This is a genomic window from Devosia sp. WQ 349K1 (genome assembly GCF_016595685.1).
Lineage (GTDB): Bacteria > Pseudomonadota > Alphaproteobacteria > Rhizobiales > Devosiaceae > Devosia.
In genome coordinates, this window is the sequence record NZ_JAENGO010000003.1 from 275,264 (window position 1) to 300,536 (window position 25,273).

The window sequence follows — 25,273 nt, forward strand, 5'->3', positions numbered from 1 at the left end:
TTTGAGCTCATCGACGGCGCTTCAAAGAACCGAAAATGCCGCGCACAATCTCGCGGCCAAGCGTATTGGCGACGGTGCGCGCAAAGCTCGTCGCAGCAGCTTCGGTGGGGCTTTGCCGGGTCGACCGGCGCGGCGCAGCAGCGCGTTCTTCCTTGGCCTGACGGGCCAGTTCCTTTTCGCGCTCTGCCTCATAGGCCGCACGCTCTTCCTGCAGTTCAATCTCTCTCGCGCGCTTGTTGAGGATTTCATAAGCGCTCTCGCGGTCGATGACGGAATCATAGATCCCGCCCACGGGCGAATTGGCGATGGTTGCGTCGCGCTCTGCCGGGCTTAGCGGACCCACCTGCGCGCTCGGCGGACGGATCAACGTGCGCCCAACAATCGATGGAATGCCCTTGTCTTCCAGCACCGAAACCAGAGCCTCACCAATCCCCATTTCGGTGATGACCGCTTCGGTCGAAAACGCCGGGTTAGGGCGGAAGCTTTCGGCGGCCACGCGCACAGCCTTCTGCTCACGCGGGGTATAAGCGCGCAGCGCGTGTTGGATGCGATTGCCCAACTGCGCCAGCACGCTTTCCGGGATATCGGCCGGGTTCTGCGTTACAAAATACACGCCCACACCCTTCGAACGGATGAGCTTGACCACCTGCTCCACTTTGTCGATCAGCGCCTTGTTGGCTCCGTCGAACAGCAAGTGGGCTTCGTCAAAGAAGAACACCAGCTTTGGTTTATCCATGTCACCCACTTCCGGCAGTTCTTCAAAGAGTTCCGAGAGCAGCCACAGAAGGAAGGTCGCGTAAAGCTTTGGGGCTTTCATCAGCTGGTCCGAAGCCAACACTGAAATAAAGCCCTTACCATCGGTGTCACGACGCATCAGGTCGGCGATTTCAAGCGCTCGCTCGCCGAAGAAATCGTCCGCGCCTTGCTGCTCCAACACCAGCAGCGAACGCTGAATAGCGCCGATCGAAGCCGTCGCCACATTGCCGTAGCGCGCCGAAATTTCCTTGGCACGGCCCTGAATTTCGACCAACAGAGACCGCAAATCCTTGAGGTCGAGCAGCAGCAGACCTTCTTCGTCAGCCACGCGGAAAGCGACGTTCAACACGCCTTCCTGGGTGTCGTTGAGGTCAAGCATCCGCGCCAGCAGCACGGGTCCAATTTCCGAAATCGTCGCGCGGACCGGGTGGCCCTGCTTGCCGTAGAGGTCCCAGAACATGGTGGGGTATACGTCGTCGACATAGTCGTCAAAGCCGATGTCGGTCGCCCGAGCTGTCTGCCAGCCCTGCGCCACGCCAAGCTTGGCAATGCCCGAGAGGTCGCCCTTAATGTCGGCCGCAAAAACAGGCACGCCCGCGGCAGAAAACCCTTCGGCAAGCACCTGCAAGGTCACGGTCTTGCCCGTGCCGGTCGCGCCGGTCACCAGCCCGTGGCGATTGCCATATTTGAGATTGAGATATTCGGGCCTATCGCTCACACCAAGAAAGATTTTGCCGTCAACGAGCATGAGCCAACCTCCTAATCTTCAATACATCCATATAGCCGCGCTCGCAGCGCGCTCACAAGCACGAACCGTCAGGTCTCAGGCTTTGTATGGCCATGAGGCCGCATGACGGCCGGCGCATTCAGCTCCAGTTCAGCGACCTAGCGATAGAGCTTTTATATGGAGGGGCGAATGCACCAAATCATGACACCACTCATCGCCGCCCTGCTGGTTTCGCCAGCCCTTGGAAATGCTTCGGCAGACCAACGCGCACCCGACTACTCCGGCCCAATGCTGGTCGACTACCGGCCTGTCATGTGCGTGCGCGCGCCCTGCCCTCCAGGCGTTTACGTGATCGAAGGCGACGGTTTCACCACGCGCGCCCGCACAGTGATCATCGAGGATGCTGGCGCAATCAATCAATATAGTGGCCAATATCTTGAGGTCGAAGATATCATTGGCTCCATATGGCTCGGCGCCGATGCAACGGGCACCCCACTGCCATTGGACGTTGTCTATATTGCGATAACAGCAGAAACAGCGCCCACGCCTTAGAATGCGTCGACCGCCCTCATCTCGCCCACGACCGTACCACGTACATTCTTAATCGGCTGGCGCGCGAACTGCTCCAGAACCGCGCGTTGGGCGTTGTTCGGATCAGCATACTTCAGCAGCAGTCCCGAAATCATCGCGTGGCTTGCCGCCATATTCCCATCGTCACACTTCAGCGCATAGCCCCAGCCCTTGGAGCGGATCGCGCCACACTGCACGCCTTCCGCGCCACCTTTTTGCATCAGCTCACCCGCATAGGCGTTCATGATCAGCGTATCGAGATGCCCTGTGCCCGCCACGAGGTGCGGATGCTTGGTCGCTGCATTGAAGAGCGCTTGCGCACCTTCAGCGTAATGGCTCGGCAGGCCCTCGCCCGTCGCCATCTTAGCAAAGCCTGTCGCCCAAGCCCGCAGCGGCGCCGCCCAGGTCGGGATCGAGCAGCCATCCGTGCCGCAGCGATCTTCGGTGAGGCTCTCGCCGATCACTGTTTCAACCGCTTTGCGCACGGCCTTCTGTACAGCGTGTTCGCGTTCGACATAGCCGTGCGGATCAACGCCCATGGCCAGCGCCACGCTGAGCATGCCCGAATGCTTGCCCGAGCAATTATTGTGTAGCGCACTGGGGTTTTCGCCCGCCTTACGTAGCGCGTCACGCGCCGCGTCATTGGTCGGCATGTGCGCGCCACATTCAAGGTCAGCAACGCTCAGGCCCATGCGCCCGAGGAAGGCGCTCACATTGGAGGTGTGGTCGTCCTCACCGTGATGGGAAGCGCAGGCCAGCGCCAGTTCTTCCGTACGGTGATGGAATTTTTCAATGGCGTGCTGATCGAAAATCGCCAGCGCCTGCATGGATTTTACGGCCGAACGCGGGAAAATTGGACGCTCAACATCGCCACCAGAGGCGATAACATTGCCTGTTGCATCCACAATGATGAACGCGCCGCGATGACGGTTCTCAACCCAGTTGCCGCGTAGGACTTCGGCGAGAATGGGGTTTGCGTCCATAACAAAAAACTCCGGTTCGTGCTGTCTTGGAGGAACAGCGCCGAACCGGAAAAGTCAACATGCATGGGTTGGAGGCAGAAAGCTTGTGATCAGAACCACTGATCCGTGGGGGTGAGGTAAGAGGCGTTCACCCAGCCGCGCATATGGTAAACCTCCACAAGGCACCAATCGGCGGAATTCTTGGCAGAATTGTCGATGCAACGCTCGACCCAAACATCCGTACCGTTTGGAACTGCGCTAATCTTTTGCGAGTAGGACGCCGGCCACTTGCGGATATTGAGATTATCCCAGCTGGCCACACCACTCACCTGAGCGGTCGATTGAACATGATACCCGGCAGCCATTGCTGGCTGGACCGCGAAGGCCCCTGCTGCGACCAATACGAGGCCGCAGAGCGATGCCATCAAAACCTTTTCCTGTGCCTTGTTCATCGCCGTCTCCTCTCGGTGATCTCTAGCGTTGAGATGACACTAGCTGCTCCCAATTGAACTCAGCCTGATCCCCCCATTCAGATTGCGTTCATGTTTTTGGGCCGGGGCATCTCGCGCCTCCGCCTCCCTCCCCTCGTGGGAAGGGATTGAGGGTGGGTACGCCGCCCCCAACTTGCATACCTCTTGTGCGCATTCGCCTCATTGTGCCAAAGGCATAATTCGCGCCTTCTTGCGCCTTGGCAATTCGCCGAGACGAGTTTGTAGTTATGACTTTTATTCCGCTCGACCACCCGGATCGTCACGCCATTATGGACGAGGTTCACGCCCGTCCGGTCGAAATCCTGCCATCCGAATGCCGCTTGCGCCGCTTGGTTCTGGTCATGCCGGGCGAGCCGGGCGCTATGCAGCGCGCGTTCCAGCGATTTGCCGATTTCCGCCTCGCGTCGGGCGTCGAACTCGAACTGGCAGGAAGCCGTCAATACAGCTTTGAAACGCCCACCCGCTCCGTCACCTGGGAGTTTCATACAGAGTTCGTCACCATCACATGGCGCGATAGCCTGACCGGCGCGGATAATTTCCCGAACGACATTGGCCTTGAGGCTATTGGCGAAGGCCAGTTGCTTGGCGCGGTTCGTATCGACGTTATTGCCGATCACACCATTCCGGATCGCCTGATCCCGGGCTTCTCGCTTGCCAGCCTCTGCCTGTCGAACGTTGAAGACGGTAAAGCGCAGGTCGTGACCGACTTTATTCCCGATGCCGAAAAATTCACCCGCATCGAGTTTGCGGCGGGAGCGCTGACGCCCTTGCGCCGCTCCATTCTCACCCGTCGCTTGCTCGAAGTCGAAACTTATCGCGCCATAGCGCTGCTCGGCCTGCCACTCGCGCGCGCCGCATCGCCTGATCTGCGCGGCATGGAGAGCGAACTCTCGACCGTCATCAATTCGCTGTCTGAAGTGGTCGATCCAGCCAGCGCCAAGGGCGTGCTCCACGGCCTGCATGAATTGTCGGTGCGCTCGGGCCAAATGGCGGAACGCCTTGGCTATCGCTTTGCCGCTGGTCGCGCCTATGGCGAAGTCCTCAATTCGCGCCTCAAAGGTCTGCGCGAAAGCGGCACCGACAAGGGTTCGACCCTGTCGCGCTATATTGCCAACCGCGTTGAGCCGGGCCTAGCCACTTGCGCCGCTATCGAGCAGCGCTTGCGTGTCCTATCGCGAAAAATCGAACGTGCCATTGGCCTGCTGAACGTGCGCATTGGCGTTGACATGCAGGTGCAAAATGCCTCGCTGCTCGACAATATCGCCCGCACCGCGCGCAGCCAGTTCCTTCTCCAGCGCACCGTTGAAGGTCTCTCGACCATCGCCATCAGCTATTATGCGCTTGGCATTGTCGGCTATCTCTTGGGCGGTCCGCTCTATCATTGGAACATCGACAAGACGATGGCGCTCTCAATCCTCGCGCCGCTCGTTGTGCTGTTCGTCTGGCTCTCCGTTCGCTCCGTCCGCAAGAAGCACGAAGGCCACTGACCCAAATGCAAAGGCCCCGGATCATCTCCGGGGCCTTGTTTTTACCGCAGCCAGAACATTGGCTTTAAATCCACCGAGAGCGGCTCATTCTTATCATTGGTGGCCATGATGTCGGCCATATGCGCCCACCAGCGCTGCATCACGGCCGTATTCGGCAGATCGTCCATGGTGTGATCCACGCGACGCCATAAAACGCCGAACAGCGTATTGGTCTCCTCGTCGAGATGGATGGAATAATCCTTCACCCCCGCCTCATGCAGCAGCTCCACCAGCTCGGGGAAAATCTCGTCGTGACGCTTTTTATATTCGGTTTCCATGCCCGGATTGAGCTTCATTTTGAAAGCGTGTTTTTCAAATCCTGCGTCCGCAATCACGCCCGTCGCTCCTTCATCATCCGATAGAGAATTGGCAGGGCGATCACGACGATCAGCAGCCCACCAGTAAAAATGCTCATGACAATGCCCGGCACATTGAGCAGCCCGAGCCCAAATGTCACCAGCCCGATAATCAGTGCAGCAATCACCACGCCAAGGATAGATCCGGCCCCACCGAGGATCGACACGCCCCCCAGCACCACCATGGTGATCGCTTCCAGCTCCCAGCCCTGCGCGATGGAGGGCCGCGTTGAGCCCAGACGCGCGGTCAACAACACTGCCGCTATGCCGCTCATCAGACCTGTGAGGCAAAAGAGGATGAACCGCACCCGATCGACGCGCACGCCGGAAAACTGCGCCGCCGTCGCATTATTGCCAATGGCAAAGACACGTCGGCCAAAATTGGTTTTGTGCAGCAGCACGTAGAAAATCACCGCGCAAACGGCGAACAACACCAGCTCGAACGAGATCACCCACCACACATAGCCCTGCCCGAACCACGAAAAACTGGCCGGATACCCCTTATAGCTCTGGTCCCCGAGAACGATGAACGCGATCCCACGAAACAGGCTCATTGTGCCGATGGTGACAACGATGGAGGGCAGTTTCAGTCGAGTGACCAACACGCCATTAAAGGCGCCGCAGGCCAGCCCAACGGCAACACCCACAGCCACCAACACGGGCGTATCCGCCCCATATTGCAGCGCCAGTCCCATCAGCGTCGAACACAAGGCAATGATGGAGGCGACCGAGAGATCAATCTCGCCAGCGATAATCAGCAGCGCCATCGCCAGCGCAATCAGCGCCTTTTCGGTGAAATTGAATGTGAGGTCCGAGAGGCTCCAGGCGTTGAGGAAATAGGGAGAGGCAAAGCTATTCGCGATAAAAATCCCAATCGCCACGAGAACCAGCAAGCTCTCCCAACTCAACACCCCCGCCTTCCAAGTACTCCCCAATCGGTCCGGGAGTTTTTTTGTCACTATGTCTGTCATCTCTTCCTCCCGGCACGGCTCTCTCCACACCCACCAGCCCGCCTCCCTCCCCCTTGAGGGGAGGGCCGGGGTGGGGGTAGAGACCTACGTGTCCTTGCGCCCAATCCCGTCACGCTGCTCAAGCAAATCCACCACTTCCCGCATCACGCCATCCAAATTCTGCATCACATCAACATTGCCCACGCGCAGCACCTCGAACCCGACGCTCTCCAGAAACCCATCTCGCCGCGCATCGCTCGCCTCGCGCCCCGCATGGCTATCCCCATCCACTTCGATCACCAGCTTGGCTTGGTGACAGGCGAAATCTGCGTAGTAAGGCCCAATCGGCACCTGACGACGGAAATGAAAGCCGAGAGGTTTGATCTCTCGCAACGCATCCCAAAGCTTAGCCTCAGGCTCCGGCATGTTCTTGCGCAATTCCCGCGCCCGCTTGATGCTCATGTTCCCCCACCCTTAATCCCTCCCCTCAAGGGGGAGGGAGACGATGAACATTTTAGCCTCTACCCGACACGCACTCGGTCCAACTCCCTCCCCCTTGAGGGGAGGGCCTGGGTGGGGGTAACTACGCCCCCCGCAAAATCACCCGGCCCTTGCTCCTCTCGCCACGCGCATTGAGCACCACCGCCAGCAAGATCGCCGCACCGGAAATCGCCATCTGCCAGAAAGGCGACACCCCGATTACCGGCAGCGCGTTGTTGACGACGCCGAGGAACAGTGCCCCCAACAGCGCCCCGCCAACCGTGCCAATGCCCCCAGCAATCGACACCCCGCCGATCACACAAGCTGCGATGATATTGAGTTCATAGCCACTCGCCACTTCCACCGAAGCGATCACATAGCGGGAAATCCAGAGATAGCCCGCCAGCCCCGAAATCGCCCCGGCCAGCACAAAGGCATAAAACTTCGTCTTGCCGACATCGATGCCGGTGTAAACCGCCGCCGTCGGATTAACGCCAATGGCGTAGAATGCCCGGCCCAGCGGGGTCCTTGTCATCAACACATAGACCAGCGCCGCCACCATAATCGCAAACCAACTCAACACCGGCAGGCCCAGAAACACGCTGCGCTGCAGCTGGATAAAGTCTGGGCTCATCTGCGCTGCGTTCACCCAAGCACCGCCCGAAATGACGAAGACCATCCCGCGGAAAATCGTCAGCGTTCCCAGCGTCACAACAATGGCCGGAATGTTCAGCTTCCAGACGAGCAACCCATTGAACGCTCCCAGCGCCGCGCCAACAACCACGCAGCCCAGAATAAGCAGTGGCACCGGAATAAAAGGGAAAGCCGCATTAGCCATAGCCACAATCATACCCGTCAGCGCCAGATTGGAGGCCATGGACAAATCGATACAGCGGGTCAGAATGACCGCCATTTGCCCCAGCGCCAACATCATCAAAATGGACGTATCGTTGAAGACAGTGAGCAAATTGCCCGGCTCAGCAAAGCGCGGAAAGCGCAGCGTCACAGCCAAGATCACGGCGACAATTGCCAGCCCCAGCCAAATTTCGCGGTGTTTGAAAAGGCTCTTCATGCCGCCTGCTCCTCAGCAATACCGGCGGCCAGGCGCACCAGCGTCTCCGGCTGCAACCCATCATTGACCAGCGTGTCGACCACCAGCCCCTCGCGCATGACGACGATCCGGTCACTCATGCCCAACACTTCGGGCAGCTCGGACGAGACCATGATGACGCTCAATCCCTGCGCCACCAGCTCGCCCATGAATTCATGCACCGCCGCCTTCGAACCAATATCGATGCCCTTGGTCGGCTCGTCCAAAATGATCACCTTCGGCAGCGTCGCCAGCCATTTGGCGATCACCACTTTTTGCTGATTGCCACCCGATAGGGTCGATACATTCTGGCTCAACGATGAGGCGCGCAGATCAAGCCGCTCAGTATATGTGCGCGACAGCGCGAACTCTGCCGCCATGCGCAAAAAGCCGCTGCGGCTGGTCTTGTCCAAACTCGGCAGCGAGACATTCTTAAAGATCGGCTCGCCGGTGATAACGCCCTGCTTGCCGCGCTCCTCAGGCACGTAAACAATCCCGGCCTCCACCGCGTCGGCCGGGGATTTTGGCATGAGTGTTTTGCCCTCTAGGCTGATGCTCCCGGCGCTGGTTTTGGTCAGACCGAACACCGCCTGCATCACCTCAGAGCGCCCTGCCCCGACCAGCCCGTAGAAGCCCAGGATCTCGCCCTTTTTCACCTCAAAGCTGACGTCATGAAATTCTGTCGGGTGACAGAGCCCCGATACAGACAGCACCGTTTCCCCAATCTGCGCGGTCCGCACCGGAAAAATGTGGTCCACCGAACGGCCCACCATCATCTTCACGATGTCCGTTTGCGGGGTGTCTTTGATAAACCCCTTGCCCACCATTTCTCCATCGCGGAACACGGTGTAGCGGTCCGCAATGCGGTAAATTTCGTCGAACTTATGCGAGATGAAGAGGATCGCTTTGCCATCGGCTTTGAGAAGCTCGATCAGCACATAGAGGTCCTCGATTTCCTTCTGGCTCAGCGCCGCGGTCGGCTCGTCCATAATGACCACTTGCGCTTCAACGTTCAGCGCCCGCGCCACCGCCACCAGATGCTTCTTGGCAATGCCGAGCTCTTTCAGAGGCGTCGTCGCATCAATCCCTGCCGCCATTGAGTCCAGCGTCAGCTGCGCCTCGCGCTTCATCGTCGCCCAATCGATCAGCCCAAAGCGCGTCTTGGGCGCATGACCGAGATAGATGTTTTCCGCCACTGTCAGTTCATCAAACAGCACGGTTTCCTGATGGATCGCGGTAATCCCCGCCGCCGAAGCCGACACTGCCGTTGGCAAGGTCACCGCCTTGCCATTGACTGAAATAGTGCCGCCATCCGGCTGGTAAATCCCAGTCATGGTTTTCACCAGCGTCGATTTCCCAGCGCCATTCTCGCCAATCAGCGCCGTCACCTCACCGGCATAAAGCTCCAACGAAACCTCATGCAACGCCCGCACACCGGGAAAGCTTTTCGAGATGTTTTCAAGCGTGAGAATGGGCGTTTTCATATTCTTGGTCCTTGGCGCTCACATCCTGAACTCGCTCGAACTCCCTCCCCTTGACGGGAGGGATTGAGGGTGGGGTGACGGGGCCTTGCAAGTAACCTGACGCCCCCACCCTGCCTCCCCCGCAAGCGGGGGAGGAGCACGTTCGTTGTCTTGAAAAGATTGCGTTCCCAACACCAGTCCAGTCCCTCCCCCTGTTTCAGGGGGAGGCTAGGAAGGGGTCAGTAGATCTTTGAAAACTCTTCGATATTACTCTTATCGAACTGGAACGGCGCGGCCATTGCAGCGGAGTTGGTGTCGTCGAGCGTGACTTCACCCACCTTGCCGATGGAGAAGGTCGCGCCCGGCTTAGCTTCAGCACCATCAACTAGGGCGTCCGCCAGCATGACTGCCGAATAGCCCAGATCAATTGGGTTCCACAGCGCCACCGCCTGGCTCGCGCCATTGTCGATAAACTGCTTGAACTCGCTTGGCAGAGCCAGCCCAGTGACGTTGATCTTGCCGATCAAATTCTGGTCGGTCACCACCTGCGCCGCTGCCACAACACCAACGGTAGTTGGTGCAATGATCGCCTTAAGGTTCGGATGGGCTGCAATCAGACCACGCGCTTCTTCGGTCGACTTCACGCTGTCGTCGTCGCCGTAAACGGTGGCCACGAGGTTGATGTTGGAGAACTTGGCTGGAATGGCTGCCTTAGCCGCTTCAATCCATGCGTTCTGGTTGGTCGCGGTCGAAGCCGCCGAAAGGATCGCAACATCGCCGCCTTCAGGCAGGAAGTCCGCCGCCAGCTTGATGATGGTTTCCCCGATCAGACCAACGTCGGATGGGTTGAGGTGAATCTGGCGGCCTTCTGCAGCAACGCCAGAGTCCCACGAGATGACCTTGATGCCGCGTTCCATGGCGCGCTTGAGCGCTGGCACGAGGGCGTCCGGATCATTTGCCGAGATCGCAATCGCATCAACCTGCTGAGCGATCAGCGAGTTGACCACTTCGATCTGTGCTTCAGCGGTTGCAGCCGTTGGGCCGGTGTAGATCACTTCCACATCGCCCAATTCAGCGGCAGCTTCCTGCGCGCCCTTATTGGCGGCATCGAAAAAGCCATTGCCGAGCGATTTCACGACCAACGCGATGCGGGTCTTATCCTGTGCCATGGCTGGCGCGGCCAGCATCACAGCGGTTGCAGCTGTTGCTGCAAGAAGAGTCCAGAGCTTCATTATTTCCTCCCAGAAACGAAAACCTAGTCTGTGTTTGGGCTTAGGCCGCGTCCCCCTGCGGTTCCGCCTGTCCCATCGCATCCGCGATCACCAGCTTCACCCCTGCTTCCTCAAGCATCAAGCGATCTGCGTCGCGGATCCCACCGTCGGTAATGACGGTAGAAATTCGGTCGAGCCCACAAAGAATGAGGCTCGAGCGACCCGAAAATTTCGAACTATCGGCCAAAACGATCACTTCGTCGGCCTGCCCGATCAGCGCCAGTTCCGACTGCACCACCATGGGGTCAGCCTCCATCAGGCCATGTGACCCGATCCCCTGACAGCCGATGAACATGCGCTTGGCGTAAAAATGGCTCGCCACCACGCCACCAAAGGGCGACAGGATGACGTTTTGCTCGCGATAGATCGTGCCGCCCGGAATGACGACCGAGTTGCGCGAATTGTGGATGAGAAACTCGGCAATGGCGAAGCTGTTGGTGAACACACTCAGCCGCTTTTCCATCAGATAATGCACCATCTGATAGGTCGTTGTGCCGCCGTTAATAATCACCGGCTCGCCATCGGCGCACAGCTCTGCCGCTGCTCGCGCAATAGCGCGCTTTTGCGCGATATTGATCGTTTCATTGACCGAGAATGGGCGGCCCATCAGCCCACCCTGTGCTGGCGGGGTCAGCGCTTCCGCGCCCCCTCGCACCCGGCGCAACTTGCCTTGCTCGTCCAGCGCCGCAATATCCCGGCGGATCGTCGCTTCCGACGAACCGGTAATGTCACACAACTCCGCCACCGTCACGACGGGGCGCGATTGCGCAGCAGCCAGAATAACGCGATGGCGTTCGGTTTCGTGCAAGTTGTTTCTCCCTGCCCTTAGTGCTTCCACCTCTTCCAAGCAGAGTCAATCATCATTCGCAAGGTTTCGATCATTTCCATTCACTCATGAAAGATTCTGATTGAAGCTGATTGACACCTTGCAGGATTGGTGAGCTATTTTCACCCCTGACTGACCGCGCTCTGCGGCGAACAATGCGTCCATCTACGGGTTATGCCCACGGAAGCGAGTTGAAGAGAATTGCGGCTCATAGGAAAGGGCCGCTTCTGGGGAGGAAATTGCCATGTCCACTGCGCCGAAGCGCCTCGAAAACCTATGGGACGATGCCAAAGCCGCATCGCTAAGCGAGCCAGAACGTCTGGTCTACCGCTCCAATCTCTTGGGCTCCGACAAGCGCGTCACCAATTTCGGTGGTGGCAATACGTCCTCCAAAATCTGGCAGAAAGATCCGCTCACCGGCGACACCGTTGAAGTCCTTTGGGTCAAGGGCTCCGGTGGCGACAATGCTTCCATTAAGCTCGATGGTTTTTCGACCCTCTATATGGAAAAGCTGCGCGCTCTGAAGGGGCTCTATCGCGGCCTTGAGCATGAAGACGAGATGGTCGGCTATCTTCCCCACGCCACCTTTAATCTCAACCCGCGCGCTGCCTCCATCGACACTCCGCTCCACGCCTATGTGCCGCGCCCCTATGTTGATCACATGCACCCCGATGCGATCATCGCCATTGCCGCCTCCAGCAACTCCAAAGAGCTCGCTCAGCAGATCTTTGGCGACACTATCGGCTGGCTCCCTTGGAAAAAGCCGGGCTTCGAGCTTGGCTTGTGGCTTGAAAAATTCTGCCATGAAAACCCCTTCGCGAAGGGCGTTATCCTTGAAAGCCACGGCCTCTTCACTTGGGGCGACGATCCAAAAAGCTGCTACGAAACCACCATTGCCATTATCAATCAGGCAATCGAATGGTTTGAAAACCAGGCAGCCGGCAAGGTGATCTTTGGTGGCGCTGTCACCACCTCCCTCCCTGCCGCTGAACGCCGCGCTATTGCCGCCAAGCTGATGCCGAAAATCCGCGGTTTCATCTCCGAGGACAGTTTTAAGCTCGGCCATTTTGACGATAGCGACGCCGTGCTGGAATTCGTCAATTCCAAGAATTTGCAGCCGCTCGCGGCGCTGGGCACCTCCTGCCCCGACCACTTCCTGCGCACGAAAATCCGTCCGCTGGTCATCGATTTCGACCCGGCCAATCCAGACGTTGATGCGGTCATTACCGGCCTTGCCGATCAGATCGCCGCCTACCGCGCCGATTACGCGGCATACTACGAGCGCTGCAAGCACGACAATTCGCCCGCCATCCGTGACCCGAACGCGGTCGTCTATCTCATGCCGGGCGTTGGCATGTTCACCTTCGCCAAGGACAAGGCCACGGCCCGCATCTCCGGCGAGTTTTACGTCAACGCCATCAATGTGATGCGCGGCGCGTCCACCGTCTCGACCTATCAGGGTCTGCCGGAACAGGAAGCCTTCGACATCGAATATTGGCTGCTTGAAGAAGCCAAGCTCGCTCGTATGCCAAAGCCAAAGTCGCTGGCTGGCAAGATCGCTCTCGTCACAGGTGGCGCGGGTGGTATTGGCAAGGCGACCGCCATTCGCCTCCTGCGTGAAGGCGCATGCGTCGTCCTCGCTGACATAGACCAGACCGCGCTCGATAGCGCCATTGCCGAACTCTCGTCCGTCTTCGGCGCCGATGTGGTCCGCCCGGTCAATATCAACGTCACACGCGAAGAACAGGTCACTGCCGGCTTTGCCCATGCCGTGGTCGAATTTGGCGGGCTCGACATTCTCGTCTCGAACGCAGGCCTTGCCTCTTCGGCCCCGATTGAAGACACGTCCCTCGAGCTCTGGAATAAGAACATGGACATCCTGTCCACGGGCTATTTCCTCGTCTCGCGCGAAGCGTTCCGGCTGTTCCGTCAGCAGAAGATCGGCGGCAATGTTATCTTCGTCGCCTCCAAAAATGGTCTCGCCGCTTCGCCAAACGCGGCCGCCTATTGCACCGCCAAGGCCGCCGAAATCCACCTTGCCCGCTGCCTCGCGCTCGAAGGCGCTGAAGCGCAGATCCGTGTCAACGTCGTCAATCCAGACGCCGTGCTGCGCGGCTCAAAGATTTGGGCTGGCGAATGGCTCGAACAGCGCGCCTCGACCTATAAGACCGACAAGGACGGTCTTGAGGAAATGTACCGCCAGCGCTCAATGCTGAAACGCTCTGTCTTCCCCGAAGACATTGCCGAAGCGATCTATTTCTTCGCCTCAGACGCTTCAGCCAAATCCACTGGCAATATTCTCAACGTCGACGCTGGCAACGCCCAGTCGTTCCCGCGTTAAGCTTGGCTCCACGAGTCAGCAACAGAACTCGATACAACCCCTCCCCCTCACAGGGGGAGGTTGGGTGGGGGTAGACCCCAGCGGCTGGAGAGAGGCCGCAAGGGAGGAAACACATGACCGAACAACTCATCGCCGCTTCGACCGTCGAAGCCGAAAACGCCAAGCGTTCTACTGATCTGCGCAATGACTACGACAGCCTTGGCGAACGCCTCGACCGTCGCGGCATTTCCATCGACGCGATTAAATCCAAAGTCGCCGCTTTTTCTGTCGCCGTCCCCTCATGGGGCGTCGGCACCGGCGGCACACGCTTTGCCCGCTTCCCCGGCAAGGGCGAACCACGCGATATTTTTGATAAGATCGAAGATTGCTCTGTTATCGCCCAGCTCACCCAAGCGACCCGCACCGTCTCGCTCCACATTCCATGGGACAAGGCCGATCCAAACCGTCTCAAGCAAGCCGCTTCCCGCTTTGGCCTCGGCTTTGACGCCATGAACTCCAACACCTTTGCCGATGCCGCCGGGCAGTTGCAGAGCTATAAGTTCGGCTCTCTCTCTGCCGCCAATTCCGCCACCCGCAATCAGGCCATTGAGCACAATCTCGAATGCATTGAGATCGGCAAAACCATTGGCTCAAAGGCCCTCACCGTCTGGATTGGCGACGGCTCCAACTTCCCTGGCCAAGTCAATTTCGCCAATCAGTTCGAGCATTACCTCAATTCAATGAAGGCGATTTACGCCGCCCTCCCCGAGGATTGGCGCGTCTATACCGAACACAAAATGTACGAACCTGCCTTCTATTCGACCGTCGTGCAGGATTGGGGCACCAACTATCTCATCGCCAAAGAGCTTGGCGACAAGGCCTATTGCCTCGTCGACCTCGGCCACCATGCGCCCAACGTCAACATTGAAATGATCGTTTCGCGCCTTGCCCAGTTCGGCAAGCTCGGCGGCTTCCACTTCAACGACAGCAAATATGGCGACGACGATCTCGATGCGGGCTCCATCGACCCATACCGCCTGTTCCTCGTCTTCAACGAGCTAGTCGACGCCGAAGAGAAATATTCCGATTTCCGCCCGGCCCACATGCTCGACCAGTCGCACAATGTCACTGACCCGATCGAAAGCCTCATGCTCTCGGCGGCGGATGTGCAGCGCGCCTATGCGCAGGCACTATTGGTGGATCGCAAGGCTCTCACCGAAGCCCAGCACGGCAATGATGCCCTCGGCGCGACCCAAGCCCTGCGCCTGGCCTATCGCACCGATGTCGAACCGATCCTCGCCATGGCGCGCTACGAACAAGGCGGCGCGATTGATCTTTTGGCCACCTACCGTGCTTCCGGGTATCGCCAGCGTGTCGCCGAAATCCGCCCAGAAATCGCCGCCGGTTCCAGCGGCATCGTCTGACCGGACTTGGTCTTCCCCTCCCCCTGCCCAAGGGGAGGGGGCACTCCTAGGCCTTCACCAGCCCGCCAAAATACTCCAGCGCATAGGCTTCCACCCCACCGACTAGAATAGCCTCGCGTCCGCGAAACTGCTCCGGCCCACCGTCGTTGCGATCTTGATAGGTGCAGCCGCCACTGAGCCAGACAAAGCCACCGAGAAACCGCCCTTTGCGGTAGAGCGCCGATAGGGAGTCTTGGATGATGGCGCCTGCCTGCCCTGCATCGATCAAATCCGGCCGCTTTATATAGCCGTAGTAGTTCATGGCCCAAATCGGCTCATTGCGGTGCCAGAGCACTTCTTGCCCTAGAAAATCTGTTCCGCCGAAATAGCTATCAAGATAGCGCCAATCGCCCTCCTCCCAGGCGATCTCATTTGCGCCCTGACGCGATGGTGTCACCTTGGCCCCACCACCGACATAGCTTGCGGCCTTGGCCCGAACGATCACGCGATTAAGCTCTTCGCTGTCCATACCCCTGCCCTCCCTCACGCATAGATTATGCGCGCCAGAGACAGACTACGTCAGCATTCCACCTAAGGTCGAGCGGGCCCTACCTCCGCGGATCTGCCCGTGGCTGACGAGCTGCGTGCTGCACAGCAACGCCCTCGCCTACCAGTAGTATCCTAAACTCTAAACCCCGAAGTCGCCTCCAATATCCACTCGCGAAACACCTTCACCTTGGTCCAATTTCGTCGCGACTGCGGATAGACCAGCTGATAGGTGCACCCGTCCCAGCCCAGTTCGGGGAACAGTTGTACCAGTCGCCCACTCGCCAATTCATCACGGAAAAGAGCAGGTGTAATCATGGCAAAGCCTCTCCCTGCCCCGGCCGCTGCCGCCTCCAGCACCTGCGAGTCGAGCGTCACCACGCCGCGCTCCTTGGCCGGATATCCATCAACGCCCATCAGCTCAAACCAATGACCAATCCATTGGTCACTTGGCGAAATCGCTGGCACGCGGAGCAGGTCTCTCGGCTCCCGAATGCGATGCCTTTCGATAAAGTCACCGCTCATAATCGGCGTGAACTCTGCCCTCAGTAGCTCGTGCCCAATGACGCCCTCCGGCAGCTCGCCCCAAGACGCAATTATGCCGACGTCGAACATGTCCTTTTGAAAATCGACATTCTCCACCCGACTGTTGAACCGCACAGCAATGTCAGGGTGAGCCACCTGAAACAGCCCGATATTGGCGGCGAACCAGCGCGTGGCAAAAGTCGGCAGAGACAATATGGCCAATGTCCCGCTGACATGCTGATGCGTCTGCGCAAAACGATTGCGCAGGATATCGAAGGCCTGCATCACATCCGGCGCGAGGCGCTGCCCCACTTCACTCAGCTCCACGTGCCGCGCTTTTCGCACAAATAGTGCTGCGCCAATCCGCTCTTCCAAGAGCTTGATCTGATAGCTCACCGCCGCCTGTGACATGCCCAGTTCTGCAGCGGCGCGCGTAAAACTAAGCTGTCTCGCGACAGCCTCGAAAGCCCGTACGGAGGTCAGAGGCGGAATATCAGACATAAGCTTACCTTATATTTCCCCACCGGCATTCAATTGGAAAATCGCCGTATACTCGCGCTAAAGCAGAGCATGGCCAAGTCAAAGACATAAGGCAAGGATGTGTTCTGATGCTTCCATTTGCACTTCTCGAACTTCCCGCACTGCTGTTCATCAATACTTCGGCCAAGCGCGGCGCCGGCCCGCTCTGCATGTCCTCGGAACCTCTATCACCGCATTTGCGCCGCGATATCGGGCTCGACGCCATCCGGGATGAGCGTGCCGAAAACCTCTCGCCAATTCCCCCCGATCGCATAAAGTGAGGCCACTGTTTCGCTTTCTCATCTCAGCCGACGGCCATGTCAAAGACCACGCCCGCCACTGCCGCGCTCACCAAAGCCGGTATTGCCTTTGAACTCGCAACCTACGACTACGACCCAAATGCGGAACGCGTCGGCTTGCAGGCGGCCGAGGCCATGGGCGTGTCACCGGCCGAAGTGTTCAAAACGCTCATGGCCGAGCTCGATGGCAAGCCAATTTGCGCCATCGTCCCCTCGGATGAAGAAGTGAATATGAAAAAGCTGGCTGCGGCTTTGGGTGGCAAGTCGGCGCATATGATGAAGCCCGTCGATGCCGAGCGCCTCACCGGTTACAAGGTCGGCGGCATCAGCCCTTTGGGCCAGCGCAAGCTCGTGCCGACGGCGCTTGATGAAATGGCAACGCTCTACGACGAGATCTATCTCAATGGCGGTCAGCGCGGATTGCAGATCCGCATCAAGCCCGATGATCTCGTTTCAGCGCTCAACTGTGTCACCGCCGATCTGACACGCTAGACCACCCCCAGAAACGACAAAAGGCGCCCTGCAGGACGCCTTCATCGGATAGTCTTTTCTCTGCCGCCTTAGGCGACCGAGACGTTCGCTTATTAGGCTACGTAGGTGCCACGTGCGATCGACTTGATGTCACCCTTGGTGATGCCCAGGTCGTTCAGCTGACGGCTGTCAAGGCTGTTCAGTTCACGCAGAGTGCGCTGGTAGCGGGCGTAGTCAGAAAGCTTCTTTGCGATGTTCATTTCGGTTCCCCTTCGGTTGATGACCCCTATGTAGACCTAAGTCGTAGTGATTAGAAGATGGCCAATCTGCACATCCGTTATGCACTAGATGCAAGTGATGGGGGCATCTTGGTTAAGCAAGGGTAAATTCAAAAAAACCCAGCGAAACTCGGCAAAAATGAGGCGACCCGCCTTAATCACAATAGCAAAGGGCCGCACATCATCTGCATGATGTGCGGCCCTGCTTAATTTACAGGCAGATAATTAGGCCTGCCTACTCGCTCTTTGTATCAGCCATGCGCGCAGCGCGGGCCACGCGAATGTCGTCCTTCATCTCGAACCACATGGCATTGATGATGCCGAAGGCGCAGGCCAGACCGAGGCCGAGGATCCATGCAAAATACCACATACGACTGCTCCTAGTAGGCGTTGGGGTTTTTGGTGAGATTGTCGGCCGTAACCGGACCACGCATCACGCGGAACACCCAAGCGGTGTAGGCAACGATGATGGGCAGGAAGATAACGGTCGCAACCAGCATAATGAACAGCGTCAGATGGCTCGACGAGGCATCCCAGAGGGTCAGCCCCGAACCGGGAACCGTCGAAGACGGCAGCAGGAACGGGAACAGCGAGACACCAGCTGTCGAGATGATACCGAAGATCGCCGCGCTCGTTGCCAGGAGCGTGATCACATGCTTGCGGCCGATAAAACCGAGCACCGCTACAACCAGACCTACGAAGGCCAGGATCGGCGCAATCACCATCCAAGGATATTTGCTGTAGTTCAGCATCCAGCCGCCCTGCACCAGCTCAACCGACTTGGCGAGCGGGTTGATCGGCGCGGCCGGGTCAATCACGCTGGTCACCACGTGGCCGCTCATGAACGCAACCCAGAAGCCACCCAGCGCGAAGAGCACAAGAGTTCCAGCAGCAGCATAGAGCCCGAACATGCGCGCCCGCTCTGCCATTGCCCCTTGGGTGCGTCCGGCAATAACAGCCGCACCCTGCGCACTGATCATGCCCACGCTGACTAGGCCGCACAGCAGTGCAAACGGCATCAACAGCTGGAAGAAGTTGCCCGTGTAGAAGATGCGCATGGTGTCATCGAAGTGGAATGGTGCGCCCAAGAGCACATTGCCCACCGCCACGCCCATGATCAGCGCTGGCACAAAGCCACCGATGAATAGGCACCAATCCCACACAGCGCGCCAAGTCGGGTTATCGATCTTGCCACGGAACTTGAACCCCACTGGACGCAGGATCAGCGCCAGAAGGATCACGAGCATGGCAAGGTAAAAGCCCGAAAAGCTTACCGCGTAAAGTGGAGGAAACGCGGCAAAGATCGCGCCACCACCGAGAACCAGCCACACCTGATTACCTTCCCAGGTTGGGCCGATCAGGTTGAGCAAAATACGGCGTTCTTCATCGGTCTTGGCAGCGAAGGGGAGTAGAGTGCCCACCCCCATGTCGCGGCCACCCATCACGGCAAAGCCGATCAGCAGCACACCGAGCAGTACCCACCAGATCAGGCGGAGTGTTTCGTAGTCGAGAGGGATCGAGCTCATGCGACGATCTCCTTGTTTTCCTTGGTCGCCGGAAGGGCAGCCATGACGTAGTCCTCATCTTCTTCCGGAGTGAAGAGCTGATCCTTCGGACCCGCCTTGATGATTTTGACCATCAGAATGATCATGATGACCAAGAGCACGCTGTAGAGCAGTACGAAGAAGGTCAGCGACAGGACCAGGTCGAGCACGTTCAGACCCGAGGCGGCGTAGAATGTGGGCAGAACCCCTTCCACGACCCAAGGCTGTCGGCCGAACTCGGCGATGAACCAGCCTGCTTCAATCGCGATCCAAGGCGTTGGCAGCATGAACACCGTGAACCACAGCAGCGGCTTGTTGGTGTCGATCCAGCCCCGCGACGCGCGGTAGAACCAGAGCGCGAAGAAGGCGATGTAGAAGAACCCGAGACCCATCATAATGCGGAAGGTCCAGAACAGCGGCCATACGCTTGGCACGGTGTCGGCAGCAGCCAGCGCGATTTCGTCAGCAGTCGCGTTCTCGACATCAACGCGATACTTCTTGAGCAGCAGCGCATAGCCCAGATCTGGCCAGGTCTCTTCAAAGACCGCACGAGCATCGGTATTCGTGCCGTCGGCGCGAATTTCAGCCAGAGCGTTATAAGCGATCAGACCCATTCGGATACGATCTTCGGCGCGCTCAACCAGTTCGTGAATACCCGGCAGTTGCTGATCGAACGAACGCGTCGTGATCAGACCACCAACCCACGGAACCGAGATGTGGAAGCCAACGTCTTCGCCGTTCGAGCCGGGGAAGGCGATGATCGACCACGGAGCCGGAGCAGGCTCGGTTTCATACATGGCTTCGAGCGCAGCGATCTTCATATGCTGGTGTTCTGTCGCGACATAGCCGCTTTCGTCACCGAGCACGACCACCGACAGCGCCGAGGCCAGACCAAAGCTGGCCGCCACAACAGCGGAACGCTTGGCCAGTTCGACATGCTTGCCCCGCACGAGGAACAGTGCCGAAATGGCGAGAATGAACATGGCGCCGCAGAGATAGCCTGCGCTCACCGTGTGCACGAATTTTGCCTGCGCCACTGGGTTGAAAATCACCGCCATAAAGTCGGTTACTTCCATACGCATGGTGTCAGGATTGAACTTGGCCCCAACCGGGTTCTGCATCCACCCGTTGGCAACCAGGATCCAGAGAGCCGAGAAATTGGCGCCAATTGCGGTCAGCCAGGTCACAACCAAGTGACCCACCTTGCTCAGACGATCCCAGCCGAAGAAGAACAGGCCGATGAAGGTCGCTTCCAAGAAGAAGGCCATCAGGCCTTCAATGGCGAGTGGCGCCCCAAACACGTCACCGACATAATGGCTGTAATAGCTCCAGTTCATGCCGAACTGGAACTCCATAACCACACCGGTGGCCACGCCCATGGCGAAATTCACGCCAAAAAGCGTGCCCCAGAACAGGGTAGCCTTGCGCCAGACCTGTCGGCCAGTCATGACATACACGCTCTCCATGATCGCCATCATGAAAGAGAGCCCGAGCGTCAGGGGAACAAATATGAAGTGATACATGGCGGTGGCAGCGAACTGCCATCGCGATAAGTCAACGACCAACATGTCGATCATGGCATTGTTGCCTTTCGTTAGGGCGGCCGGAAGCAAGGTCGCCAATGCCTGTCCTGTAACGCATCTAAAATCTGACACCTTGATTCAGATCAATGCTCCCCGAAAAGTGCCGTGTATGTTCAAACGCATGACCCGCAGCTCCCCTCCCAGCGCACGCCGGCCAGAAAACTCGGTCTCGCACACGTTAAAACTCCTGCAAACACAGGGGGGAGCAGCGCTTTGGCTGTCTATCGCCGCACCCATTTTGGCAGGGGTGTTGCTGGTCTGGCAGGCATGGATTTTGGCCTCAACCCTGGGTCAGGCCATCGAAAATGTCGCACCGATCAGCACATTGTTACCAGGAATTTTCATTCTTCTGGGGATAGTTCTGGCCCGTGCAGGGCTTTCCGCAATCGCCGATCACACCGGAATCATCGCGGCTGAACGGATCAAGCTTCACCTCCGTCAGACGCTCTTCAGCCAGCTTCTGGCAAAACCGCCTCGCGCGGCCAATTCAGCAGCCTCTGGCCTTGCCGCCGCCTCCATTGTCGATCAGGTCGAAGCGCTAGAAAGCTATTTTGCGCGCTACATCTCCGCCTCGGCGCAGGGCATCGTTCTGCCGCTGGTGTTTGGCGCGATTATTCTGCCCATCGATTGGGTGGCGGGCGTGCTCTTCCTCGTCAGCGCGCCACTTATTCCAATCTTCATGGCCCTTGTCGGCTGGGGCGCGCAGGTCGCGACCGACCGTCAGGCCAAAGCCCTCAGCCACCTCTCAGGGCGTTTCAGCGATCGCCTGCGTGGTCTTCTCACCCTCAAGCTCTTGGGCCGAGAAGAGGCTGAAACCGAAGGCATCGTCTCTGCCAGCGAAGCGCTGCGCCAGCGCACGCTCAAGGTCCTGCGCATTGCTTTCCTGTCGTCGGCCGTCCTCGAATTCTTCGCCGCTCTCGGCGTCGCGGGCGTGGCGCTTTATGTCGGCCTGACCTTCATTGATTATCTCCACCTGCGCACGAGCCCCCTCACCTTGCAGCTGGGCATGTTCCTCCTGCTAATGGCGCCAGAGGTCTACAACCCGCTGCGTGTCATGGCCGCGCAATATCATGATCGCGCCTCGGCTAAGGCTGCGCTCAATGAGATCGAAGCCAATCTCGGTGCTTTGTCAGACGAGCGTGTCGACCACACGGATAACGCACCGCTCTCCGGCAAGCCCATCGCCCTTGAGGCGAACAACGTCACCCTGCGCACACCCGATCACATGCGCGCCGTCATCGAACACGTCACGCTGCGCGTCGAGCCGGGCCAGCACATTGCCCTCCTCGGCCCCAGTGGCTCAGGCAAGTCGACCCTGCTGGAAGCCCTTGTTGGTCTGCGCGACGCCGAAGGCGATATTGTACTCGATGGCCGCCCGCTGACCGAATGGTCCGAGCCATCCCTGCGCGGCCGCACATTCATCCTCACGCAAAAGCCACGCATTATCCACGCCTCGCTTGCCGACAACATCGCCTTGGGCCGCCCTGCCGCCAGTCGCGCTGACATTGAAAAGGCCGCCGAACTGGCTGGTGTCCTCGGCTTTACGGCGGGCCTGCCGCTCGGTCTCGATACCATCATCGGCGAAGACGGCGCTGGCATTTCGGGCGGTCAGGCGCAGCGCGTCGCGCTGGCGCGCCTCTTCCTGCGCGATGCTGGCCTGATCATCCTCGACGAGCCCACCGCTCACCTTGATGCTTCGCTCGAGCAAGAGATCATTCAGTCCATAACCCGCTATGCGCGCGGCCGCACCCTCATCGTCGCGACGCACTCGCCTGCCGTTGCCAAAAATCTCGATAGAGCGTGGCGCGTCACGCCCACCGGTCTTGTTGAAGCGCCGCTCTCCGCCCGCGCGAAAGGCGTCGCATGAAAGCCATCCTCACCTTCGCCCCGCTCTTCCTGAAGCGCTGGAAGTCGTTTTCGGCAGCCTTACTCTTGGCGCTCGTTACCCTTATCGCGGGCGTGTCTCTGCTCGGCGTGTCCGGCTGGTTTATCACTGCCACGTCACTGACCACGCTTGGTCTTGCGTTCAATCTGTTCGTGCCATCGGCCGGCATTCGCGCACTGTCCTTCGTACGTATTCTGGCGCGCTATTTTGAGCGCCTCGTTGGTCACAACGCCACCCTCAAGCTGCTGTCGGATTTGCGTGGCTGGCTCTTTGCCAGTCTTTTCCCCCGCCTCCCCCTGCCCGACCGATCCTTGCGTCACGGCGATCTCGTCAGCCGCCTCACCACCGATGTGGATGCGCTGGACACGGCGTTTCTGGTCGGTGTCGGCCCGCTGGTCGCAGCGCTCTTCGTCGGCACGGTGATGACGGTCATATTGGCGCTCTTCCTGCCCGGTGCTGCGCTCATCTATGGGCTGTGCATGGCCGCAGCAGCCCTGCTCGTGCCCCTTGCCATGATCACCCTGTCGCGCCGCGCCGGTCGTGCTAGTGTTGAAGCCAGCGCTGCCATGCGCATGAATGTGCTCGACGCTGTGTCCGGCCATGCTGACATTGTGGTGCTCGGTGCGCTTGGCACGACGCAGGATCGCTTCTCCGAAGCGGCCGCCACAGCCAGTGCGCTGAAGCGGCGCCTCAGCCTCTACACCACCTCCGGCAGCTTCGCCGTCCAGATCGCGGCAGGTCTCGCGCTTGTCGGCACGCTTTGGTTCGGTCTCGTCGCACTGCAAGCCGGCACAATCGACGCCCCGCTGATGGCTGCCCTCCTGCTTGCCGTCATCGGCAGCTTTGAGGCCACCAATGTCATCATTCGCAGCACCTCCAAGGCCACGGCCGCCATGGCAGCTGCCGAGCGCCTGCAGGCCCTCGCCAATATCGATATTCCCATTGCCGAACCCGTTGCGCCGAAAGCATGGCCGAGCGACGCCCCGATTACGCTTACGGGTCTCTCCTTCAGCTATGGGGCAAACCAGCCGGTTCTTAACGACATCGACCTCACCATCGCGCCCGGCGAACGCATCGCCGTCATTGGCCCGAGTGGCGGCGGCAAGTCGACGCTTTTGCGCCTGCTCCTGCGCTTGGTCGAACCGACCTCCGGCAGCATCTCGGTCGGCGGCATCCCACTCGATCAATTCGCCACGCGGGACGTTCACGCCCATTTCGCGCTTTTGAGCCAAGACAGCCCAGTGTTCATCGACACCATTCGCAACAATCTTCTCATTGGTCGCGATACGGCGTCCGAGGACGATCTATGGGCGGCCCTCGCCAAGGCGCAGCTCGATGAGCATGTCCGCAGCCTGCCCAAGGGCTTGGATACCATCATCGGGGAAGCTGGCCGCACGCTCTCCATGGGTCAGGCGCGTCGCCTTACCTTGGCGCGCGTTCTGCTGTCCAACGCACCGGTGCTCCTCCTCGACGAACCAACCAATGCGCTTGACCGTGAAACCGAGGAAGCCTTCTTCGCCGTGCTCGCGCAGGCAACGCGCGACCGCACAGTCGTGCTCGTCACCCACGCCACCATTCCCGAGGGGACGGTGGATCGGGTGCTCACGCTCAATCATGGTGAGTTGGTTTAGCCGCAGCGCAGACGGAGCAAAGCCAGATCGGGCACATGGATCGTACGATAGTGCTCGACGGCAATAACGCCTTCGGTTTTCAGCTTGGTCATTTGGCGGCTGACGGTTTCGATCGTCAGCCCCAAAAAGTCGGCAATATCGGCGCGGCTGAGTGGCAGATCAAACTGCGCCCCATCCTGATCATCGGTCGGGTCAATATGGGTCGCGATCAAGTACAAAAAGCTCGCGACCTTTTCTGCCGCGCTTTTCCGGCCCAGCGTCACCATCCAGTCGCGCGCTTCATCCAACTCGCGCAGCGCTTGCATCATGATGCGATGCTCAAGTGGCGCACTCTGTTGGATGAGATTTTCCAGCGCAGACTTGGGGATCATGCACAGATCAACTTCAGAGGCAGCTTCTGCACTCACCCGGCTTTCGGTGGCAAAGGGGCGGCCCAACAAGTCAGGCGCAAACTGCAGCCCCACCACTTGCTGGCGGCCATCTTCCAAAACCTTGGTCAGCTTGATCACCCCGCGCAGCACATTGCCAAAGGCCTCAATAGGCTCGGCGTCAGCCATCAGGGGGTCGCCCGGGTCCTTACGAACACGGCGTGTGCTGCGGGAGAGTGCGGAAAGTTGTTCGGCGTTGAGCGCCCCGCAAATGCCTTGGTGACGCGCTTCGCAACTTTGGCAAAGCACCGGCATCTCCGAGTTATGGATATCTTTCCGAACCGTTTGCATGTCCACGCGCCCTCTACAGAGTCTTTTATAGCTCCGCCCCCACACAACTATAAGAACGATAAATGACGCTGTGCCAACCGGT

Annotated in this window: 25 protein-coding genes; 8 read left to right on the forward strand and 17 right to left on the reverse strand. The window is 58.9% G+C overall.

The annotated features are described in order from the left end of the window. Window positions 1-7: 7 nt before the first annotated feature. Complete coding sequence (locus JHL21_RS07425; protein WP_200212781.1) at window positions 8-1,504, reverse strand: helicase HerA-like domain-containing protein; 1,497 nt, start codon at window positions 1,502-1,504, stop codon at window positions 8-10. Window positions 1,505-1,672: 168 nt separating this feature from the next. Between JHL21_RS07425 and JHL21_RS07430 the strand changes: the two genes are divergently transcribed. Further along, the gene (locus JHL21_RS07430; protein WP_200212782.1) at window positions 1,673-2,035 is read left to right on the forward strand and encodes a hypothetical protein; all 363 of its coding nucleotides are present in this window, start codon (window positions 1,673-1,675) and stop codon (window positions 2,033-2,035) included. On the opposite strand, the gene JHL21_RS07435 is transcribed toward JHL21_RS07430, so the two are convergent. Both JHL21_RS07435 and JHL21_RS07440 read right to left on the reverse strand, forming a co-directional pair. After that, the gene (locus JHL21_RS07435; protein WP_200212783.1) at window positions 2,032-3,036 is read right to left on the reverse strand and encodes an asparaginase; all 1,005 of its coding nucleotides are present in this window, start codon (window positions 3,034-3,036) and stop codon (window positions 2,032-2,034) included. The genes JHL21_RS07430 and JHL21_RS07435 overlap by 4 nt on opposite strands. 89 nt (window positions 3,037-3,125) lie before the next feature. Further along, window positions 3,126-3,467, reverse strand: a complete 342-nt coding sequence (locus tag JHL21_RS07440; protein ID WP_169194634.1) for an SH3 domain-containing protein — start codon at window positions 3,465-3,467, stop codon at window positions 3,126-3,128. A gap of 266 nt (window positions 3,468-3,733) precedes the next feature. Here JHL21_RS07440 and JHL21_RS07445 point away from each other — a divergent pair, with 266 nt between their 5' ends. Further along, window positions 3,734-4,993, forward strand: a complete 1,260-nt coding sequence (locus tag JHL21_RS07445; protein ID WP_200212784.1) for a DUF3422 domain-containing protein — start codon at window positions 3,734-3,736, stop codon at window positions 4,991-4,993. A gap of 41 nt (window positions 4,994-5,034) precedes the next feature. Here JHL21_RS07445 and rhaM read toward each other — a convergent pair whose 3' ends face one another. The 7 genes from rhaM to JHL21_RS07480 form a co-directional block, all read right to left on the reverse strand. Next, a complete protein-coding gene (gene rhaM, locus JHL21_RS07450; RefSeq protein WP_367948173.1) occupies window positions 5,035-5,364 on the reverse strand; it encodes an L-rhamnose mutarotase in 330 nt (109 codons plus the stop codon). Then, entirely contained in the window at window positions 5,364-6,359 is a 996-nt protein-coding gene (locus JHL21_RS07455) for an ABC transporter permease (RefSeq protein ID WP_200212785.1), read from the reverse strand. Before JHL21_RS07455 ends, rhaM begins: the two co-directional genes overlap by 1 nt. An 84-nt stretch (window positions 6,360-6,443) precedes the next feature. Next, window positions 6,444-6,800 carry an endonuclease domain-containing protein gene (locus tag JHL21_RS07460; protein ID WP_200212786.1) on the reverse strand — a complete coding sequence of 119 codons (357 nt, stop codon included), beginning with the start codon at window positions 6,798-6,800 and terminating at the stop codon, window positions 6,444-6,446. Window positions 6,801-6,921: 121 nt separating this feature from the next. Beyond that, the gene (locus tag JHL21_RS07465; RefSeq protein WP_200212787.1) at window positions 6,922-7,890 is read right to left on the reverse strand and encodes an ABC transporter permease; all 969 of its coding nucleotides are present in this window, start codon (window positions 7,888-7,890) and stop codon (window positions 6,922-6,924) included. Then, on the reverse strand, window positions 7,887-9,392 hold the full coding sequence (locus JHL21_RS07470) for a sugar ABC transporter ATP-binding protein (RefSeq protein ID WP_200212788.1): 1,506 nt from the start codon (window positions 9,390-9,392) through the stop codon (window positions 7,887-7,889). Before JHL21_RS07470 ends, JHL21_RS07465 begins: the two co-directional genes overlap by 4 nt. Before the next feature lie 218 nt (window positions 9,393-9,610). Continuing rightward, window positions 9,611-10,603 (reverse strand): rhamnose ABC transporter substrate-binding protein, encoded by a 993-nt coding sequence (rhaS, locus tag JHL21_RS07475; RefSeq protein WP_169194629.1) that lies wholly within the window; start codon window positions 10,601-10,603, stop codon window positions 9,611-9,613. A gap of 40 nt (window positions 10,604-10,643) precedes the next feature. After that, entirely contained in the window at window positions 10,644-11,450 is an 807-nt protein-coding gene (locus JHL21_RS07480) for a DeoR/GlpR family DNA-binding transcription regulator (protein ID WP_169194628.1), read from the reverse strand. A gap of 262 nt (window positions 11,451-11,712) precedes the next feature. Between JHL21_RS07480 and JHL21_RS07485 the strand changes: the two genes are divergently transcribed. Next, on the forward strand, window positions 11,713-13,809 hold the full coding sequence (locus JHL21_RS07485; RefSeq protein ID WP_200212789.1) for a bifunctional rhamnulose-1-phosphate aldolase/short-chain dehydrogenase: 2,097 nt from the start codon (window positions 11,713-11,715) through the stop codon (window positions 13,807-13,809). Between the two features lie 113 nt (window positions 13,810-13,922). Next, on the forward strand, window positions 13,923-15,212 hold the full coding sequence (gene rhaI / locus JHL21_RS07490; protein WP_200212791.1) for an L-rhamnose catabolism isomerase: 1,290 nt from the start codon (window positions 13,923-13,925) through the stop codon (window positions 15,210-15,212). Window positions 15,213-15,258: 46 nt separating this feature from the next. Here rhaI and JHL21_RS07495 read toward each other — a convergent pair whose 3' ends face one another. Further along, window positions 15,259-15,720 carry a DUF5680 domain-containing protein gene (locus tag JHL21_RS07495; protein ID WP_200212792.1) on the reverse strand — a complete coding sequence of 154 codons (462 nt, stop codon included), beginning with the start codon at window positions 15,718-15,720 and terminating at the stop codon, window positions 15,259-15,261. A gap of 152 nt (window positions 15,721-15,872) precedes the next feature. Next, window positions 15,873-16,763 carry a LysR substrate-binding domain-containing protein gene (locus JHL21_RS07500; protein ID WP_200212793.1) on the reverse strand — a complete coding sequence of 297 codons (891 nt, stop codon included), beginning with the start codon at window positions 16,761-16,763 and terminating at the stop codon, window positions 15,873-15,875. Between the two features lie 107 nt (window positions 16,764-16,870). On the opposite strand from JHL21_RS07500, the gene JHL21_RS07505 reads away from it, so the two are divergent. Next, complete coding sequence (locus JHL21_RS07505; protein ID WP_200212794.1) at window positions 16,871-17,062, forward strand: hypothetical protein; 192 nt, start codon at window positions 16,871-16,873, stop codon at window positions 17,060-17,062. Between the two features lie 36 nt (window positions 17,063-17,098). Further along, complete coding sequence (gene ybaK, locus JHL21_RS07510) at window positions 17,099-17,572, forward strand: Cys-tRNA(Pro) deacylase (protein ID WP_200212796.1); 474 nt, start codon at window positions 17,099-17,101, stop codon at window positions 17,570-17,572. A 92-nt stretch (window positions 17,573-17,664) separates the two neighbouring features. On the opposite strand, the gene JHL21_RS07515 is transcribed toward ybaK, so the two are convergent. The 4 genes from JHL21_RS07515 to JHL21_RS07530 all read right to left on the reverse strand — a co-directional run bounded on the left by JHL21_RS07515 (window position 17,665) and on the right by JHL21_RS07530 (window position 20,947). Continuing rightward, window positions 17,665-17,811 carry a DUF1127 domain-containing protein gene (locus JHL21_RS07515; protein WP_169194622.1) on the reverse strand — a complete coding sequence of 49 codons (147 nt, stop codon included), beginning with the start codon at window positions 17,809-17,811 and terminating at the stop codon, window positions 17,665-17,667. A gap of 253 nt (window positions 17,812-18,064) precedes the next feature. After that, complete coding sequence (cydX, locus tag JHL21_RS07520; protein ID WP_200212798.1) at window positions 18,065-18,199, reverse strand: cytochrome bd-I oxidase subunit CydX; 135 nt, start codon at window positions 18,197-18,199, stop codon at window positions 18,065-18,067. A gap of 10 nt (window positions 18,200-18,209) precedes the next feature. Then, entirely contained in the window at window positions 18,210-19,355 is a 1,146-nt protein-coding gene (gene cydB, locus JHL21_RS07525) for a cytochrome d ubiquinol oxidase subunit II (protein ID WP_200212799.1), read from the reverse strand. Further along, window positions 19,352-20,947: a cytochrome ubiquinol oxidase subunit I gene (locus JHL21_RS07530; protein ID WP_200213039.1), complete on the reverse strand. Its 1,596-nt coding sequence runs from the start codon at window positions 20,945-20,947 to the stop codon at window positions 19,352-19,354. Before JHL21_RS07530 ends, cydB begins: the two co-directional genes overlap by 4 nt. A 130-nt stretch (window positions 20,948-21,077) precedes the next feature. On the opposite strand from JHL21_RS07530, the gene cydD reads away from it, so the two are divergent. Both cydD and cydC read left to right on the forward strand, forming a co-directional pair. Next, a complete protein-coding gene (gene cydD / locus JHL21_RS07535; RefSeq protein ID WP_210338867.1) occupies window positions 21,078-22,823 on the forward strand; it encodes a thiol reductant ABC exporter subunit CydD in 1,746 nt (581 codons plus the stop codon). Next, entirely contained in the window at window positions 22,820-24,472 is a 1,653-nt protein-coding gene (gene cydC / locus JHL21_RS07540) for a thiol reductant ABC exporter subunit CydC (RefSeq protein WP_200212801.1), read from the forward strand. Before cydD ends, cydC begins: the two co-directional genes overlap by 4 nt. Here the strand turns inward: cydC and JHL21_RS07545 are convergent. Beyond that, window positions 24,469-25,155 carry a Crp/Fnr family transcriptional regulator gene (locus JHL21_RS07545; protein WP_282567673.1) on the reverse strand — a complete coding sequence of 229 codons (687 nt, stop codon included), beginning with the start codon at window positions 25,153-25,155 and terminating at the stop codon, window positions 24,469-24,471. The genes cydC and JHL21_RS07545 overlap by 4 nt on opposite strands. Between the last annotated feature and the right edge of the window lie 118 nt (window positions 25,156-25,273).

What these genes read in the sequence shown, in the direction of transcription:
- JHL21_RS07470 (WP_200212788.1), bottom strand. Translation starts at nt 9,392, where the DNA reads ATGAAAACGCCCATTCTCACGCTTGAAAACATCTCGAAAAGCTTTCCC.
- JHL21_RS07505 (WP_200212794.1), top strand. Translation starts at nt 16,871, where the DNA reads ATGCTTCCATTTGCACTTCTCGAACTTCCCGCACTGCTGTTCATCAAT.
- JHL21_RS07485 (WP_200212789.1), top strand. Translation starts at nt 11,713, where the DNA reads ATGTCCACTGCGCCGAAGCGCCTCGAAAACCTATGGGACGATGCCAAA.
- JHL21_RS07545 (WP_282567673.1), bottom strand. Translation starts at nt 25,155, where the DNA reads ATGCCGGTGCTTTGCCAAAGTTGCGAAGCGCGTCACCAAGGCATTTGC.
- JHL21_RS07425 (WP_200212781.1), bottom strand. Translation starts at nt 1,504, where the DNA reads ATGCTCGTTGACGGCAAAATCTTTCTTGGTGTGAGCGATAGGCCCGAA.
- cydC (WP_200212801.1), top strand. Translation starts at nt 22,820, where the DNA reads ATGAAAGCCATCCTCACCTTCGCCCCGCTCTTCCTGAAGCGCTGGAAG.
- JHL21_RS07515 (WP_169194622.1), bottom strand. Translation starts at nt 17,811, where the DNA reads ATGAACATCGCAAAGAAGCTTTCTGACTACGCCCGCTACCAGCGCACT.
- cydB (WP_200212799.1), bottom strand. Translation starts at nt 19,355, where the DNA reads ATGAGCTCGATCCCTCTCGACTACGAAACACTCCGCCTGATCTGGTGG.
- JHL21_RS07500 (WP_200212793.1), bottom strand. Translation starts at nt 16,763, where the DNA reads ATGTCTGATATTCCGCCTCTGACCTCCGTACGGGCTTTCGAGGCTGTC.
- rhaI (WP_200212791.1), top strand. Translation starts at nt 13,923, where the DNA reads ATGACCGAACAACTCATCGCCGCTTCGACCGTCGAAGCCGAAAACGCC.
- JHL21_RS07495 (WP_200212792.1), bottom strand. Translation starts at nt 15,720, where the DNA reads ATGGACAGCGAAGAGCTTAATCGCGTGATCGTTCGGGCCAAGGCCGCA.
- cydD (WP_210338867.1), top strand. Translation starts at nt 21,078, where the DNA reads ATGACCCGCAGCTCCCCTCCCAGCGCACGCCGGCCAGAAAACTCGGTC.
- ybaK (WP_200212796.1), top strand. Translation starts at nt 17,099, where the DNA reads ATGTCAAAGACCACGCCCGCCACTGCCGCGCTCACCAAAGCCGGTATT.
- JHL21_RS07440 (WP_169194634.1), bottom strand. Translation starts at nt 3,467, where the DNA reads ATGAACAAGGCACAGGAAAAGGTTTTGATGGCATCGCTCTGCGGCCTC.
- JHL21_RS07455 (WP_200212785.1), bottom strand. Translation starts at nt 6,359, where the DNA reads ATGACAGACATAGTGACAAAAAAACTCCCGGACCGATTGGGGAGTACT.
- JHL21_RS07430 (WP_200212782.1), top strand. Translation starts at nt 1,673, where the DNA reads ATGCACCAAATCATGACACCACTCATCGCCGCCCTGCTGGTTTCGCCA.
- JHL21_RS07445 (WP_200212784.1), top strand. Translation starts at nt 3,734, where the DNA reads ATGACTTTTATTCCGCTCGACCACCCGGATCGTCACGCCATTATGGAC.
- JHL21_RS07465 (WP_200212787.1), bottom strand. Translation starts at nt 7,890, where the DNA reads ATGAAGAGCCTTTTCAAACACCGCGAAATTTGGCTGGGGCTGGCAATT.
- JHL21_RS07460 (WP_200212786.1), bottom strand. Translation starts at nt 6,800, where the DNA reads ATGAGCATCAAGCGGGCGCGGGAATTGCGCAAGAACATGCCGGAGCCT.
- cydX (WP_200212798.1), bottom strand. Translation starts at nt 18,199, where the DNA reads ATGTGGTATTTTGCATGGATCCTCGGCCTCGGTCTGGCCTGCGCCTTC.
- rhaS (WP_169194629.1), bottom strand. Translation starts at nt 10,603, where the DNA reads ATGAAGCTCTGGACTCTTCTTGCAGCAACAGCTGCAACCGCTGTGATG.
- JHL21_RS07435 (WP_200212783.1), bottom strand. Translation starts at nt 3,036, where the DNA reads ATGGACGCAAACCCCATTCTCGCCGAAGTCCTACGCGGCAACTGGGTT.